Consider the following 15,556-nt stretch of genomic DNA (forward strand, 5'->3'; position numbering starts at 1 on the left):
GTACCTTTTTTAAGCAGTAAGGTGCGGAGTGGCTTTTGCGGCCAAATGGACGCGCCCCAGCCTCAGCGCTCGAATGCTGCCCCATGTCGCGGTGCTTCTGGTTTCGACCCAAGCGTTGTCGCGTCTGCGGCTTCACTATCTGTTCCATCCCTGTGTTTTCATGCGGAGATGGTCCAATAATTTCAATGAATTCTACCAGAATCGCAACTTGCCTGCGATAATCGCCTGACCTTCAGAACCGATAAGCCGCTCAAATTGCTGATCGGACAACATAGGTCTTGGCGTCGGTGGAGCAAATGTGACATAGCAGGCCGAGACATCAACACAGAGATGAAAATTAGTAACAATGGAAATATTGGCGCTTTCCATTCCGGAAGTGAAACTGATCACGCCGAAGCGTTTCGGCGATCATCGCGGGTTCTTTGAGGAAACCTACAATGCCGACAGTTTTGCGGCACAAGGGATTCATACGCAATTCGTTCAGGACAATCATTCCCTTTCGAGCACGGTGAACACGGTACGCGGGTTGCATTTTCAGGCTCCGCCAAGGGCGCAGGCCAAGCTGGTGCGCTGCGGTCGTGGGCGGCTGTTTGATGTCGCGGTCGATATCCGCAAAGGCTCGCCCACCTATGGTCACTGGGTCGGTGAAGAACTGAGTTTCGAGAACGGGCGGATGCTGTTGGTTCCTGCGGGGTTCGCGCATGGGTTCGTGACGTTGGAGCCGGAGACCGAGATCGTCTACAAGTGTTCTGATACCTACGCGCCGGAAACCGAAGGCGCGGTTCGTTGGGACGATCCCGATATCGGCATAGAATGGCCACAGAGCAATTCAGAACCCCAGCTGTCCGACAAAGATCGGATCGCACCACTTCTGCGCGAAATTGAATCTCCTTTTGTATTCGAGGACACACAATGAAAATTCTGGTTACGGGCGGGGCGGGCTTTATCGGCTCTGCCGTTATCCGTCGCGCGATTGCCGATGGGCATTCGGTCGTCAATGTCGATGCCCTGACCTACGCGGCCTGTCTGGACAATGTTGCCTCTGTTGCGGATGCGCCGGGATACGTTTTTGAACATGCGGATATCCGGGATGCCGCCGCCATTTCGGCGATACTGGACAAGCACCAGCCAGACGCGATCATGCATCTGGCCGCTGAAAGCCATGTTGACCGTTCGATCGATGGCCCGGCCGCGTTCATCGACACGAACCTGACCGGGACCTATGTATTGCTGGAAGCCGCACGCGCCTATTGGGTGGGTGCCGGCCGGCCCGAGCATTTCCGGTTTCATCATATATCAACCGACGAGGTCTTTGGGTCCTTGGGTAAAACCGGGTTTTTCACCGAAGACAGCCCTTACCAGCCGAACTCACCCTATTCGGCCTCGAAAGCGGGATCGGATCATCTCGTGCGGGCGTGGCGTGAAACATACGGCCTGCCAGTGGTTCTTACCAATTGCTCCAACAACTACGGCCCCTACCAGTTTCCGGAAAAGCTGATCCCCGTTGTCATCCTCAGCGCGCTGGCAGGCAAACCGATCCCGATTTACGGGAAAGGCGACAACATTCGCGACTGGCTGCATGTCGATGACCATGCCGAAGCTCTGTTGCTGGTGCTCGAAAAGGGTGAACTGGGCCGCAGCTACAATATCGGTGGCGAGAATGAGATGACTAATCTTGATCTTGTCAGAATGCTGTGTTCGATCCTGGACCGCCTCAAGCCGGGTGAAACGCCCTATGCGGACCTGATCACGTTCGTCGCTGACCGCCCGGGTCACGATCAGCGTTATGCCATCGATCCGACCCGGATTCGCACCGAAATGAACTGGCGTCCCTCCTACACGCCCGAAACCGGGCTGGAACAGACGGTTCAGTGGTATCTGGACAACAGCGCATGGTTGAACGCTTTGCAGGCCCGCAGTGGCGTGGGTGAGCGGCTGGGTGTTGCCAAATGAAGGCGCTGGTGTTCGGCCACGGGGGGCAGGTGGCGACCGAGTTGCGGCGTCGCGGACAGGCGCATGGTGTCTTGGTTGAAGCTCTGGATCGCGCCGCGGCGGACCTGTCTGACCCGTCGCAATGTGCAGACGCCATCCGGCATACGGATGCGGACGTGATCATCAATGCGGCCGCCTATACGGCGGTGGACAAGGCCGAAGAAGAAAGCGACCTGGCGCAACGGATCAACGGAGATTCACCCGGTGCAATGGCGCGTGCCGCCGCGGCCCGCGACCTGCCTTTTCTGCATATTTCCACGGATTATGTTTTTGACGGCTCTGGTACGACCCCCTGGAACACCGATGACCCCACCGGGCCCTTGGGGGCCTATGGTCGAACCAAGCTGGACGGCGAACACCAGATCGCAGAGGCTGGCGGCCACTATGCCATTTTGCGCACAAGCTGGGTGTTTTCGGCCCACGGAAAGAACTTTGCAAAGACCATTCGCCGACTGGCAGAAACCCGTGACAAGCTGACCATCGTCGCAGATCAGATCGGCGGGCCAACACCTGCTGCAGACATCGCTGAAACCTTGCTGAAAATGGCCAAGGCTGGCCTCGAAGCCAAAGGTGGGGTGTTTCACTATTCCGGTGCACCTGATGCCAGCTGGGCGGATTTCGCCCGTGAAACTGTTTCTCAATCCGGCTTGTCGGTCGAAATCGAGGATATTCCAACCGAGGCTTACCCAACGCCAGCGCCGCGCCCGCTGAACTCACGTATGGACTGTTCGCGGCTGGAAAATGTGTTCGGAATCCAGAGACCCGACTGGAAAGCCGGACTGGCCGAGATATTGAGCGAGTTGAAGTCAGCGACCAGCTGAACCTTGAAAGGACAGATTATGCAGCGCAAAGGCATTATTCTTGCCGGTGGGTCCGGAACCCGGCTTTACCCGATCACCATGGCGATTTCCAAGCAATTGCTGCCGATCTACGACAAGCCGATGATCTTTTATCCGCTGAGTGTTTTGATGCTGTCGCAGATCCGCGAAATCGCGATCATCACCACCCCCCAGGATCAGGATCAGTTTCAGCGCCTGTTAGGGGATGGCAGTCAATACGGGTTGTCCTTGAAATGGATCGTGCAACCGTCTCCTGACGGTCTGGCGCAGGCTTATACTCTGGCCGAGGATTTTCTGGACGGTGCCCCGTCAGCGTTGATTCTGGGTGACAACATCTTCTTCGGACATGGCCTTCCGGACCTGCTGCTTGAGGCGGATCAACTGAAGCGCGGCGGTACGGTTTTTGCGTACCGGGTTGCTGATCCAGAACGCTACGGCGTTGTGGATTTCCAAGGGAATAAAGCCCGCGCGATCGTCGAAAAACCCAAGGTGCCTCCGTCGAATTACGCGGTGACGGGTCTTTATTTTCTGGATGGCGACGCTCCGGCCCGCGCACATGAGGTCAAACCGTCAGATCGCGGCGAGCTGGAAATCACGTCGCTGCTGGAAATGTATCTGGACGAAGGTTTGCTGGATGTGCAGACCATGGGGCGCGGTTTTGCCTGGCTGGATACCGGCACGCACGGGTCTTTGCTGGATGCGGGAAATTTCGTGCGCACGATCACGGAACGTCAGGGTATGCAGACCGGTAGCCTGGATGAAATCGCATGGGCAAATGGCTGGATCGACGACGAGGCTCTTGAGGCTCGCGCGCGCCTGTTCGCCAAGTCCACTTACGGCACCTATCTGAAAGGGCTTCTGAGCTAGGCCGCGAGCTGTCTCATGGTTACGTGTTCAGGCTGGAATTTGCGTGGGCTGCATACTGCTTCACGCTTTGTGATCAAGGTCTGAACGGGGCTGGTCGGGCATTCCGTCCATGCCAAACGCCGCGCAAGAAGGCCCATTGTTTGGCGCGTTTTCTCGCTGAAAACAACACAGCCGGAGACAGCACTTGCAGTAGCGCCGATGCCAGGGCCCGACCGAAGGCCATCGGGACTTCATGCTTGCGGGCGACGTAAACGCGCGATTGCCCCATATACCAGCCCTTCAGGCCAGCGATGGCTGGGCTTCCCGGCGAGGATTTGCCTCTGGCGTGGCGCATCTGAGCGTTGTGAACGTAGTAAAGTGGCCCGCAAACGGCTTTGAGCCGCAAGCTCAGATCATCGTCTTCATGATACAGAAAGATTTCGGGATCAAACCCGCCGACCGCTTCGAACGCTTCGCGGCGGACCAGGAAGGCGGCGCCGACGAGGACCGGCAATTCAAAGTCGGAATCGGCTGTTTTCCTGGGCAGGGTTTCATTTCGGGGAATGATCACACTGTATCGCCTGAAACGAGGTGCCCCCTTCCGGTCCAGAATTGCAGGGTTGAAGGCTGACGCATCGGGATGATTGTCGGCCCCCTCTTGCAACGCGTCCAATGCTCCGGGCAGCAAGTGGGAATCCGGGTTCAGAAATAAAAGCAGGTCCGTTGTCGCCTTGGCGGCACCAAGGTTGCATGCGCGGCCAAACCCGATGTTGTCGGGGCTTTCGATCAGAGTTGCGCCATGTGCCTCGGCCATTTGCCGAACCGCTTCTATATCATCCGAGCCATTGTCGACCAAAATTGTTGGCACGCCCTCTGGGATGGAATTCAGCATCTCCGGCAGTACACCACTGCTGTTGTAACAAACGCTTATGATCGTAATCTGTGACAATCCTGCCTGCCGTATCTGTGGAATGGGCCTGATCGTTACTTCCTAGCAAACACAGTTAGGGTCAACCCCGGTTCCAGTACGACGGATCCGGGCTGCTGAATACGGTCTGTGATCCTGTGCGTTCAGCGGCGGCAATCTGAGAAATGATTGAAATGGTTTTTCCCCGGTGAGACGAAGGCAGAAAACCGATCATCAAGCATGGCAGAATGGCAAAGCCGCGTTAGGGGATGCAAAGCCTTTTTTGATCGGAGCGGCAGGATTTCCCTCCTTGGATTTTTTCGATTTCCGGCGGCCGTGGTGAATGAGCAGATTGTTGCTTGTCGCCGGGTTGAAACCAGTAAGTCGTTACATGCCCTTAAGGCGATATCGGAATTCTGGCGTAATCTATTTGCCAGGGTGAATGCGTTGGCGGTGATCTGTAGGCTCAGCAAATTGTTGCAGACGCAAGCCTTTCCGCTCAGCATCCAGCGCGCAATTGCAAGCCATAAAGTGCTCAAACCGTGGTTTCTCGAGATATCGGTAAGTTATTGAAAAAATGTATTAAGCATACCTCCACTGAAATTCGGCAGGAAACCACGAGGCTCCATTCGACGCTCATGCGTGCACCGGTACTATTGCTGAAAAGGCTACAAAACAGAACTCAGTCAAAATAGGTTTCTTAGACGTTGGTTGCACAGCGTAATTGGTGTGAATAACCCCCGGGCGAGGGGTCATTGCTGCTAAAGGAGTTTTGTGCAACAGTGACTGCTGAACTGAGCATAATTAGGGTACAACATCCAAAGCCTTACGTATCGGTTTGGTATTGGGGATTGCAGAACCAGACCAAACTATATAGCAGCCGAATTGAAGCACGAAATAAGCATCACGGAAGAATTGCAGTGAGCGATAGACACACTTACGAATACGACATTGATATGAACAGTGATGTAGCACCCGCACGCGTGCTGCGCATGGTAAAGCCCGGGTCCAAGGTGCTTGAGATTGGGGCCGGGCCAGGTTCGATCACACGCCATCTTTCCGGCACATTGGAATGTGATGTTGTGGCGCTTGAGATCGACCCTTCGGCGATCGAAAAGCTAAAGCCGTTTGCACGTTCTGTGTACCCGATGGATCTCAACGATGCTTCATGGAGTGACATCGTTCGCGAGAAAGACGGGGTATTCGACTACGTGATCGCAGCGGACGTTCTGGAACACGTTTACGACCCGTGGAGCGTTCTTTCAGGCATGAAATCGCTGTTGAACGACACGGGATCGGTGATTCTTTCGTTGCCGCATGTTGGCCATGCAGCCATTGCCGGTTGTCTTGTCGATGAAGATTTCGAATACCGTGACTGGGGCCTGCTGGATCGGACCCATGTCCGGTTTTTCGGCATCAAAAACGTACAGCATCTGCTTAATTCGCAGGGTATGAGCATTGAACAAGCTGAGTTCGTGGTTCGTACGCCAGAGATGACGGAGTTTTGTCAACGCTGGAGCCGTTTGCCACAGGATGTTCAGGCCGCATTGCAGCGCAATCGCTATTCCCATGTTTTCCAGGTCGTAAGCAGATCGGTCCCCAAGGAACGCGCTGAGAATGACATCTACCTGATGGGCTTGCCCGTCGAACAACCCGATGAAGAGACCAGGCAGCATTGGACCAACATGATGGCAGGCCTGCCCCTGTCCGAAGAGATTGATTTGCAATCGACTATCGGGCCGGTGGACACGAGCACCGCTTCCCGAGTCGAGCCCGGCCCACTGGCCAAGAAGAAAAAAAAATCGCTGGCGCGGCTGTTGGGGTTGAAGAAGTAATGTCCACAAACACCGCGGATCGTGAATTCGGCAATATCAGGACAATTGCCTTCTACCTTCCTCAGTTCCACCCGATCCCGGAGAACGATGAATGGTGGGGCAAAGGGTTCACCGAGTGGACAAATGTTGCAAAAGCAAAGCCGCTTTTCACCGGGCATTATCAACCTCATCTTCCTACGGATTTGGGGTTTTATGACCTGCGGGTCCGCGAAACGCGGCTTGAGCAGATTGAGATGGCCAAAGCCAGCGGAATTGATGGATTCTGCTATCACTATTACTGGTTTTCCGGGAAAAGACTTCTTGAGCGGCCCGTCGACGAAATGCTTGCGGATCCCGAAAGCGATATGCCGTTCTGCCTTTGCTGGGCGAATGAGAACTGGACACGCCGCTGGGATGCGGCCGAGCACGAGATTCTCATTGAACAGAAATACAAGCCAGAAGATGATCTGGAGTTCATTAAGTCGATCGAGCCGTTTTTCCGGGATCCCCGCTACATAACGGTAGATGGCGCTCCGTTCCTAATTGTTTATCGGCCGCAGCATCTGAAGAACTCGCGCAAAACCGTGCAGGTTTGGCGTGACTATTGCGCGTCTGTTGGAATTCCGAAAATACATCTGGCCTGTGCGCTGACGCACCGAAACTGGGATTACGCGTCATACGGGTTTGATTCCGGTGTTGAGTTCCCGCCCCACAGCATCAACGTGCCCAACCTCTCGCCAGAAGTGGACTTGTTCGACGATTTCCAAGGCCATTGCGTCGATTTTTCCGACATCGCAGAACAGTATCTGGGTCACAGCTATGGGCCTGAGAACAACGTTCATCGATCGGTTTTTCCGTCCTGGGACAACACTGCCCGGCGGAAGGAAAATGCCATGATCGTTTTGAATGGAACGCCGGAAAACTATGAATATTGGCTTTCGCGTGCCTTGCGCAAAACCGCCCAAGACTTCCCAGACCAAGAACGTTTCGTTTTTGTGAATGCATGGAATGAATGGGCTGAAGGATGTCATCTGGAACCGGATCGTGAGTACGGGCATGCGTTTTTGCATGCGACCAAGGCGGCTCTCCAAGGTTCAAAGCTGACCGGCTGGACGCATGTGGGTGTCCCCGAAATTTCGCGCCGTGGCGAAACTACGGAAGGCAATGCGCATCCTGTCCCATATGGTGCCAATAAGCCGTTGACCAAACGAGCTTTCCGCCTTTTGCGTGATACGGTCAGCGGTCGCTTGCTGAAGCAATGGCTGTCCGCGGCCCGTACAAAATAGAAAACCACGTTGGATTGAGTTGCATGAAAGTCCCAAGTACTTTTCATGTAACTCTGTCTCGTGCTTTGCGTGAAAAAAAAGGTTTTCTTTGTCATAGTCGGCACGACGCGCCTTAGTACGAGAAACTGCATGTCCATCAAAGATACCCTGCTTTACTATTTGCTGACTGCGGCGTCGAAACTCAGCCCACCTTTGTCGCCACGTACGGCAAGGCGGTTCAGAAATTCAGCCAAGAAAAGAGACCCCAAAAGGGGTTGGGACAAACCTGGGCAATCCAACAGGCAGGGTTTTGAAGCCATCGGTCGGGCCGAAGAGTTCAAACCCTTCGACCCGCCTGCTAAAGCTGAACCCGCAGTGCGGGCGATTGCGCATTACCTGCCGCAATTTCATCCCTTCAAAGAGAATGATGAATGGTGGGGCAAAGGCTTTACCGAATGGTCCAATGTCGGAAAGGCCGTTCCGAATTATCCGGGCCATTACCAACCTCATTGTCCGATTCATCTGGGTTACTACGACTTGCGGTTGCCAGAAATCATGGTCGAACAGGCGCGGATCGCGAAATCTTACGGGATAGGAGGGTTCTCCTATTACTACTACTGGTTTGGCGGAAAGACCTTGATGGAGCACCCGCTCGAACAAATGTTGGGCAATCCGGAAGTCGACATGCCGTTTTGCCTGACATGGGCAAATGAAAACTGGACGCGCCGCTGGGACGGACGGGCGCACGACGTTCTTATCGCGCAGAACCATTCGATCGAGGATTCCCTGAACCTTCTCCGCCATATACGCAAATATTTTGATGATCCGCGTTATATTCGGATAGATGGGAAACCGGTTTTCATCGTGTACCGAGCGAACATCATACCGAATATCGAGGAAACAACCGCGGCTTGGCGAAAAGAGGCACAAAGCTGGGGCGACCCGGACCTGTATCTCATAGCTGCCCAGACTTTCGATATCGGCGACCCCGAGAAACTGGGTTTTGACGCTGCTATGGAGTTCCCGCCGCATCAGGTAAAGCGCACCGACATCACGGATGAGATGGGGATCTACAATCCAGAGTTCACAGGAGCCGTTCTGGATTACCAGGCCGTGGTCGAGGCAGAGCTTCAAAAGCCGGAACCCCGGTACAAGCTGTTTCGGTCCTCTACGCTCTCGTGGGACAATACCGCGCGCAATCAGGATGCCCCCCGGATTATGGGGCGGTTCACGATTGATGCCTACAAGCGCTGGACGGAACATTTGTGCCGCCAGGTTCTTGCGCAGGAAAAATACAGTGCCGACGAAAAAATCGTTTTCATAAACGCGTGGAACGAGTGGGCAGAGGGGACGCATCTGGAGCCGGACCGAAGATATGGCTTTGCCTATCTTCAGGCGACCTATGACGCGTTACCCAAGAAGTCTGAAAGTCAGATCAACACGTGACGCGTCCGACCTTGAGGTTTCGCGGACCTGACGGTTGGCGCCTCTGATATCCTGACGACACATGGTGCCCGGGGTTCCGTATCAATTCTGATCGACCCTATGATGCTGTTCCGTATCGTTCGCTCTGACGGTGCGACCTGCAATTTGGTCGAACATCCATTGTACGGCTTCGTCGCCGTCGGAACGGATATGCCGATAAAGGCGAAGTTCGATCGGAGGCACTTCAACCGGCAGCCTCAACATGCGCAGCCCCATTTCACGCGCGCTGCATTCGGTCAGCGTGGCAACCATATCTGTATTGTGCAGAATATCCCGGATGTTCAGATAACTTTGCATCTGAAGCCCGAGTTTGCGCCGTGCGCCCAGTTTGCGCAGGACGATGTCGACCGGACTCGCCCCCTGAGGCCGTGAGGAAACATGCAGATGTGTCAGCTGAAGATAACGCTCCAGCGTCAATGGGCCCGAACCCAGCGGGTGGTCGGGTCGCATGGCACAGACATAGCGGTCCTTCATGATGGTCTGGCTGATCAGATCCGAACTGTCCGGCATCGGAATGTCCGACGCGATGTCGATCGTGCCCTGCTGCAACGCCTTGCGCGTATCCCGGCGGGGAATGCGCACGAGGCTGAGTTCGACCTGGGGTGCCGTGCGCTGAAACCTGGACAAAAGCCCGGGCAGGATGATGAGGCTGTGAAGATCGACCAAACTGACCCGGAACAGCCGTTTGCTGGTGAACGGGTCGAACCGTTCACCCTGCGCCGATGCGGCTTGCAACTGGTGAAGAGCGGCTGAGATCCTGTCCGAAATGCTCTCTGCCAGGGCCGTGGGCTGCATCCCCGTGCTGGTCTTCACGAAAAGCGGGTCGTTCAGTGTCTTGCGCAACCGGGTCAGGGCGTTGCTGACGGCTGGTTGCGTGATCGACAGGCGTTCGGCAACGCGGGTCAGATTTCGTTCGGTGTAGATGGCGTCAAAAATAACAAAAAGGTTCAGGTCGATCTTGTTGAGCTTGGTCGTCATGTCATTCACCAGAATTATGCTGACGATCATGCAAGTAAATTTCACAAATGTCATTGGGGGCGGTAAGCTGAATGGCATCCCGGCGGAATACGGAGTTTCATGCATGACCTCATCCGGCCTCGAACTCGATACCGAGCGGCTTTCGACCTATTTGGGGCGCCATATCGAAGGCTTCGCCGGCCCATTGTCCTATCAAAAGTTTTCGGGCGGGCAGTCGAACCCAACCTATCTGCTGAAGGCCGGTGGTTCGAAATACGTGTTGCGCCGCAAACCGCCAGGTGACCTGCTGCCTTCGGCCCATGCGGTGGATCGGGAATATCGTGTTCTGAAAGCACTTCATGGCACTGCGGTTCCGGTCGCCAAACCTTACGTGCTGTGTGAGGACACGGAAGTCATCGGTTCCATGTTCTATGTCATGAGCTTCCAGGAAGGCCGGATTTTCTGGAACCCGGCGCTGCCCGAGTTGGACGTGGCCGACCATCATCCGGTGTTCGACGAAATGATCCGGGTTCTGGCCGCGCTGCATTCGGTTGACACAGGCGCCGTCGGTCTGTCCGACTTCGGCAAGCCGGGAAACTATTTCCAACGCCAGTACAGCCGCTGGACCAAACAGTACCGCGCCGCAGAAACAAGTACCCTTCCCGAGATGGAACAGCTTATGGGCTGGCTGTCGCGCAACCTGCCCGATGGTGACGGTTCGGTCAGTCTGATCCACGGTGACTTTCGCATAGACAATTTTATCTTCGCTTCGGATGCCCCGCAGATCACCGCGGTTCTGGATTGGGAACTGTCGACTCTGGGCCATCCGATGGCTGATCTGGGGTATTTCTGTGTGTGTCTCAGATTGCCGCCCACCGGTCTGATCCGGGGGCTGCAAGGGCTGGATCGCGCTGCTTTGAACATCCCTTCCGAAGCTGAGATGATCGAGCGGTATTGTTCGCTGCGTGACCTGCCAGAGATTGAAAACTGGACGTTCTATCTGGCGTTTTCCTTTTTCCGGATGGCTGCGATTGCACAGGGTGTTTACAGCCGTGCGCTGGCGGGAAACGCATCGAACGAGAACGCAATGGCGTTCAAGGGGCTGGTGGCCCCTCTGGCGCAAATGGCGCTCGACGAAATCGCTGCTGCAACGCACTGAAGAGGATCACAATGGATTTTGCTCCATCGCCACGCGCCACGGAAATGCACGACCGGCTGAAAGCCTTCATGCAGGCGCATATCTATCCGCGCATTCGCGACCACAAAGAGGAAATAGAAGCCGGCAATTTCCCTGTTTCGTTCATGGAAGACCTCAAGTCGCTGGCCCGCGCCGAAGGGCTTTGGAACATGTTCCTGCCCTCCCTGCGGGATGATGAGCCCGGAACGCGGCTCAGCAATCTTGATTACGCGCCCTTGGCCGAGCTGATGGGTCAGGTGAGCTGGTCTTCGGAGGTCTTCAACTGCAACGCGCCGGATACCGGGAACATGGAATTGCTGCACATGTTCGCCACGCCCGAGCAGCGCGAAGACTGGTTGGTGCCGCTGTTGAACGGCAAGATCCGCTCGGCCTTTGCCATGACCGAACCCGACGTGGCCAGTTCGGACGCGACCAACATAACGACATCCATCCGGCGCGAGGGAGATGAATACGTCATCAATGGCCGCAAGTGGTTCATCACCAATGCGTGCCACCCCAATACCAGACTGTTCATCGTCATGGGCAAAACCGACCCGAACGCCGATCGCCATAAACAGCAAAGCATGATCATCGTTCCAAGGAACACGCCCGGTTTGGAGATCGTGCGCAATCCGACGATCCTGAACATGCACGATCCCGAAGGCCATGCTGAACTGGTGTTCAGGGACGTGCGCGTCCCGGCCGGCAATCTGCTGGGCGAAGAAGGCAGCGGTTTTGCACTGGCTCAGGCGCGGCTTGGGCCCGGGCGAATTCATCATTGCATGCGCTCGATCGGGGCGGCGGAAATGGCATTGAACCTGATGGTGGAACGTGCCCAGGAACGGAAGACCTTTGGCAAGCAACTCTCGGAACAAGGCGTGATCCGTGAATGGATCGCCAAATCCCGGTTGGAAATTGAACAGGCGCGGCTGTTGACCCTGAAGGCGGCCTGGAAAATCGATCAGGTGGGGGCGAAAAAGGCCTTCCGCGAAATATCCCTGATCAAGGTCGTGGCGCCCCAGGTACATGCAAAGGTTACGGATCGTGCAATGCAGGTCTTTGGCGCAATGGGCATGACACCCGACACGCCATTGGCCGACAGTTACACTTGGGCCCGGGCGTTGCGCTATGCGGATGGACCGGATGAGGTCCATCTTCAGGCTATCGCCAAACAGGAGTTGAAGAATTCCAACTATGGGATGTCGGCGCAGTGGCTGACACCGCCTCTGCGCTAGGTCAGGGCAGGGATGGCATCACCGGACTTTCCCTGAGATCTGCAAGCCGAGTTGCCCAGTTTTCCTCGGATCCGGATACGCGGCCTGCTGCGCTATGTTCCTGCGGCAAGCAAGTCACTTGCCTTTTCTCCGATCATGATCGCGGGGGCGTTTGTGTTGCCGCTGACGATTTCCGGCATGATCGAACAATCCGCGACCCGCAAGTTTCCGATGCCGCGCACCTTTAGCGCGGGGTCAACGACTGCGGTTTCATTCGTACCCATCGCGCAGGTCCCTGTCGGGTGATAGATCGAAACGGAATTCGACCTGACCCAGTCCAGCGTGCCCTCGTAATCGTCGGTCGAAAGTTGTGACGTCGGGCGGAACTCTTCGGAAATCTTCGATGCCAGCGGATTGTGCTGTGCGATTCTGCGGGCGATGTTCACGCCGTCGACGATGGTTCGGCAATCCGTTTCCGTCGACAGATAGTTCGGAATGATCTTTACATGCTGTGATGGGTCCGGGCCGTTCAGATGCAGTTCACCCCTGCTTTCCGGCCGCAGCTGGCACACGGACATGGTAAAGGCGGAAAACGGGTGCACGCCTTCGCCGGGGCTGTCGGCGGACCAAGGCTGTACATGGAATTGAATGTCGGGTGTTTCCACGTCCGGGCGCGTTTTCATGAATCCGGTCGCAAGGCTGGCCGCCATGGTCATCGGACCGGCGCGGAACAAAGCATATTTGAGCGCGATACGGGCCTGATTGATCAGGCTGCGCACCTCGTCATTCAATGTGGGCTCATTGCATTTGAAAACGAGACGGGCCTGCAAGTGATCCTGTAGTCTTTTGCCGACATTGGGCAAGGCATGGACCGGATCGATGCCGTTTTTCTTCAGGTGGTCCGGGTCGCCGATACCCGACAGCATCAGAATCTGAGGAGAGTTGATTGCGCCGCCGGACAGGATGATTTCGCGTCGTACCTTCAGGGTTTTCTCATTGCCTGCGCGATCCCGATAGACAAGTCCGGTCGCCTGTTTCCCATCCAGCGTTATGCGTGTCACCAATGCGTTCGTGATGATGTTCAGGTTTTGTCGGTTTCGAATGGGTTTCAGATACGCCACGGCCGAGCTGCACCTGCGCCCATTGCGGGTGGTCAGCTGAAAATACCCTACGCCTTCCTGATCTGCGCCGTTGTAATCCGGATTGAACGGGTATCCGGCGGCTTGCGCTGCCGCGACCCATGCGTCGCAGATCGGTCGCTGAATGCGCATGTTCGACACCGACAGCGGCCCACCGACACCGTGATACGGGTCTTCGCCACGCTCTTGGTCTTCGCTGCGTTTGAACAGAGGCAGCACGTCTTCCCAGCCCCAGCCGACATTCCCCATCTGGCGCCAGCGGTCATAATCTTCTTTTTGGCCGCGCACATAGAGCAGACCGTTCAGTGAGGATGAGCCGCCCAGCACCTTGCCGCGTGGCCAGTCGATCGAGCGCCCGTTCAGGCCCGGATCGGGCTCGGTCCTGTAACACCAGTCCACCGAAGGGTTGTGCATGGTTTTGAAATAGCCAACCGGGATGTGGATCCAGGGGTTGGTGTCGCGGCCGCCAGCCTCCAACAACGCGACGGTCGTGTTGGGGTCGGCGCTGAGCCGATTGGCGATGACACAGCCCGAAGACCCCGCGCCAACTACCGCATAATCCACTTCCATGACCGCCTCCTTCCAACGTCGTTGAAAAAAACTCTATGCAAGATGCAAGAAATATACTAGCCTTTTTTGATACAAAACGTCTCAATAATTGCGAACAGGGAGGTAAGCAATGGAGATTGGTCGGAAACTGAGTGGTATTTCGCGGCGGGATTTTTTCCGGGTGGCAGGGCGCTATGGTATGAGCTCGACGCTGCTTGCAGCAGGAGGGTTTGGCGGGGCGATGAGCCTGGCCAATCTGGCGCAAGCGGCGGAATCCACGTATGAAAAACGCTTTTCGAAAGAACCGAAGCACACGTTGAAATTTGGTGCGTCGGGCTTCAACACCCGCAACCTGCTGATCGAGCGCGCCGGCGCCATCGAGTTTGCACGCGATCTGGAAGAGCGCACGGATGGCGAGATTCGGATCGAGTTCATCGGCGACAACCAGATCTGCGGACAACTCAGCTGTGTTGAAAAAACCCAGCAGGGAATCGTCGATATCTACGCAGCCTCGACCCAGAATTCGGCCGGCGGTGCGCCTTATCTGAACGTCCTGGACTATGCCTACATGTTCCCCAGCCGGGCGGCGCAGTATCATTTCTTCTACAGCCCCGCCAGCCAACGCATCCTGCGCGACCCGCTTGAAAAGCGTCACGGGCTGAAATTCCTGTTCACCCATTGTGAACTGCGCGGTCTGCAAATGGGCTCGACCTTTGCCGACAAGCCGACCGTTACCAAGCTGGAAGAGTTGTTCGGGACCAAGAACCGCGTGACGGGCACGCAGCTGGGTCGGATCGCGATGCAACTGCTGAATCTGAACCCTGTTCCAGTGGCATGGGAAGAAACGCTGGATGCGCTCAAGACCGGTCTGATCGATGGTGCGGAAACCTGGGCCTCGGCGGTGGCTTATGCGAACATGGCGCCTGTGGTTTCGCAGTCAGTGAACCTGAAGTTCTTCTGTGGCACCGAGCATACCTCGATGTCGGCCAAGGTCTTCGACAGCCTCGGCGGCGAGTTGCAGGACGCAGTGATGGAGTCTTCCTACTTCACACAGGCGTTGATCCAAGGTGCGAATGAGGCTGCGTTGTTGAACACAGTTGGCTTCTCGGAGCCGCAGCTTCCCAACACGATCTTTGCCGAAAACGGTGTCCGCCCGGCCTTCCTGCCGGACGATCAGATCAAACTGGCCGAAGAAATGTGTGCTCCGAACTACAACCCCGAGCCGTGGGCGCAGTGGCGCGAGCGGCTGAACAAATGGGCCGGTGGCATCGACACATACCAGGAGATTTACGACATCGCGCGAGAGATCCCCGCGGACACGCTGCCGGAAAATGTCGAGCCGCGCCGCTGGTGGAAGGGCGAGGCCTGATTA

At 56.0% G+C, this 15,556-nt stretch carries 14 protein-coding genes; 11 read left to right on the plus strand and 3 right to left on the minus strand.

What is annotated here, in order from left to right:
• Positions 1-346: 346 nt before the first annotated feature.
• Genes rfbC through rfbA form a run of 4 tightly spaced genes read left to right on the plus strand, consistent with a single transcriptional unit; the run spans position 347 to position 3,698 of the window.
• Positions 347-916, plus strand: coding sequence for a dTDP-4-dehydrorhamnose 3,5-epimerase (gene rfbC / locus GS612_RS13350; protein WP_171640951.1), 570 nt, complete (start codon positions 347-349; stop codon positions 914-916).
• Positions 913-1,953, plus strand: a complete 1,041-nt coding sequence (gene rfbB / locus GS612_RS13355; protein ID WP_171640953.1) for a dTDP-glucose 4,6-dehydratase — start codon at positions 913-915, stop codon at positions 1,951-1,953. Before rfbC ends, rfbB begins: the two co-directional genes overlap by 4 nt.
• On the plus strand, positions 1,950-2,813 hold the full coding sequence (gene rfbD, locus GS612_RS13360) for a dTDP-4-dehydrorhamnose reductase (protein WP_171640955.1): 864 nt from the start codon (positions 1,950-1,952) through the stop codon (positions 2,811-2,813). The genes rfbB and rfbD overlap by 4 nt, the downstream gene beginning before the upstream one ends.
• A gap of 18 nt (positions 2,814-2,831) precedes the next feature.
• Positions 2,832-3,698, plus strand: coding sequence for a glucose-1-phosphate thymidylyltransferase RfbA (gene rfbA, locus GS612_RS13365; RefSeq protein WP_171640957.1), 867 nt, complete (start codon positions 2,832-2,834; stop codon positions 3,696-3,698).
• Positions 3,699-3,771: 73 nt separating this feature from the next.
• On the opposite strand, the gene GS612_RS13370 is transcribed toward rfbA, so the two are convergent.
• Positions 3,772-4,626: a glycosyltransferase family 2 protein gene (locus GS612_RS13370; protein WP_152460483.1), complete on the minus strand. Its 855-nt coding sequence runs from the start codon at positions 4,624-4,626 to the stop codon at positions 3,772-3,774.
• Positions 4,627-4,773: 147 nt separating this feature from the next.
• Here GS612_RS13370 and GS612_RS13375 point away from each other — a divergent pair, with 147 nt between their 5' ends.
• The 4 genes from GS612_RS13375 (at position 4,774) to GS612_RS13390 (ending at position 9,109) form a co-directional block, all read left to right on the plus strand.
• Positions 4,774-5,157 carry a hypothetical protein gene (locus GS612_RS13375; protein WP_171640959.1) on the plus strand — a complete coding sequence of 128 codons (384 nt, stop codon included), beginning with the start codon at positions 4,774-4,776 and terminating at the stop codon, positions 5,155-5,157.
• 209 nt (positions 5,158-5,366) lie between these two features.
• Complete coding sequence (locus GS612_RS13380) at positions 5,367-6,419, plus strand: class I SAM-dependent methyltransferase (protein ID WP_152460482.1); 1,053 nt, start codon at positions 5,367-5,369, stop codon at positions 6,417-6,419.
• Positions 6,419-7,684 carry a glycoside hydrolase family 99-like domain-containing protein gene (locus GS612_RS13385; protein ID WP_171640961.1) on the plus strand — a complete coding sequence of 422 codons (1,266 nt, stop codon included), beginning with the start codon at positions 6,419-6,421 and terminating at the stop codon, positions 7,682-7,684. Before GS612_RS13380 ends, GS612_RS13385 begins: the two co-directional genes overlap by 1 nt.
• A 129-nt stretch (positions 7,685-7,813) precedes the next feature.
• The gene (locus GS612_RS13390) at positions 7,814-9,109 is read left to right on the plus strand and encodes a glycoside hydrolase family 99-like domain-containing protein (protein ID WP_171640963.1); all 1,296 of its coding nucleotides are present in this window, start codon (positions 7,814-7,816) and stop codon (positions 9,107-9,109) included.
• An 81-nt stretch (positions 9,110-9,190) separates the two neighbouring features.
• Here the strand turns inward: GS612_RS13390 and GS612_RS13395 are convergent, their stop codons facing one another.
• The gene (locus GS612_RS13395; RefSeq protein ID WP_171640965.1) at positions 9,191-10,156 is read right to left on the minus strand and encodes a LysR family transcriptional regulator; all 966 of its coding nucleotides are present in this window, start codon (positions 10,154-10,156) and stop codon (positions 9,191-9,193) included.
• Between the two features lie 73 nt (positions 10,157-10,229).
• On the opposite strand from GS612_RS13395, the gene GS612_RS13400 reads away from it, so the two are divergent.
• Positions 10,230-11,264, plus strand: coding sequence for a phosphotransferase family protein (locus GS612_RS13400; RefSeq protein WP_171640967.1), 1,035 nt, complete (start codon positions 10,230-10,232; stop codon positions 11,262-11,264).
• An 11-nt stretch (positions 11,265-11,275) separates the two neighbouring features.
• Positions 11,276-12,517 carry an acyl-CoA dehydrogenase family protein gene (locus tag GS612_RS13405; RefSeq protein ID WP_171640969.1) on the plus strand — a complete coding sequence of 414 codons (1,242 nt, stop codon included), beginning with the start codon at positions 11,276-11,278 and terminating at the stop codon, positions 12,515-12,517.
• Positions 12,518-12,609: 92 nt separating this feature from the next.
• Here GS612_RS13405 and GS612_RS13410 read toward each other — a convergent pair whose 3' ends face one another.
• Positions 12,610-14,205, minus strand: a complete 1,596-nt coding sequence (locus GS612_RS13410) for a GMC family oxidoreductase (RefSeq protein WP_152460476.1) — start codon at positions 14,203-14,205, stop codon at positions 12,610-12,612.
• Positions 14,206-14,314: 109 nt separating this feature from the next.
• On the opposite strand from GS612_RS13410, the gene GS612_RS13415 reads away from it, so the two are divergent.
• Positions 14,315-15,553: a TRAP transporter substrate-binding protein gene (locus GS612_RS13415; RefSeq protein ID WP_171640971.1), complete on the plus strand. Its 1,239-nt coding sequence runs from the start codon at positions 14,315-14,317 to the stop codon at positions 15,551-15,553.
• The last annotated feature ends 3 nt before the right edge of the window (positions 15,554-15,556 follow it).

Origin of the sequence: Ruegeria sp. HKCCD6157 (assembly GCF_013110685.1) — a bacterium.
In the GTDB taxonomy this organism is placed as follows: Bacteria; Pseudomonadota; Alphaproteobacteria; order Rhodobacterales; family Rhodobacteraceae; genus Ruegeria.

Excerpts from the sequence above, each read along its gene's own strand:
- GS612_RS13415 (WP_171640971.1), top strand. The coding sequence starts at position 14,315 with ATGGAGATTGGTCGGAAACTGAGTGGTATTTCGCGGCGGGATTTTTTC.
- rfbA (WP_171640957.1), top strand. The coding sequence starts at position 2,832 with ATGCAGCGCAAAGGCATTATTCTTGCCGGTGGGTCCGGAACCCGGCTT.
- GS612_RS13405 (WP_171640969.1), top strand. The coding sequence starts at position 11,276 with ATGGATTTTGCTCCATCGCCACGCGCCACGGAAATGCACGACCGGCTG.
- GS612_RS13395 (WP_171640965.1), bottom strand. The coding sequence starts at position 10,156 with ATGATCGTCAGCATAATTCTGGTGAATGACATGACGACCAAGCTCAAC.
- GS612_RS13410 (WP_152460476.1), bottom strand. The coding sequence starts at position 14,205 with ATGGAAGTGGATTATGCGGTAGTTGGCGCGGGGTCTTCGGGCTGTGTC.
- rfbB (WP_171640953.1), top strand. The coding sequence starts at position 913 with ATGAAAATTCTGGTTACGGGCGGGGCGGGCTTTATCGGCTCTGCCGTT.
- GS612_RS13390 (WP_171640963.1), top strand. The coding sequence starts at position 7,814 with ATGTCCATCAAAGATACCCTGCTTTACTATTTGCTGACTGCGGCGTCG.
- rfbC (WP_171640951.1), top strand. The coding sequence starts at position 347 with ATGGAAATATTGGCGCTTTCCATTCCGGAAGTGAAACTGATCACGCCG.
- GS612_RS13385 (WP_171640961.1), top strand. The coding sequence starts at position 6,419 with ATGTCCACAAACACCGCGGATCGTGAATTCGGCAATATCAGGACAATT.
- GS612_RS13400 (WP_171640967.1), top strand. The coding sequence starts at position 10,230 with ATGACCTCATCCGGCCTCGAACTCGATACCGAGCGGCTTTCGACCTAT.
- rfbD (WP_171640955.1), top strand. The coding sequence starts at position 1,950 with ATGAAGGCGCTGGTGTTCGGCCACGGGGGGCAGGTGGCGACCGAGTTG.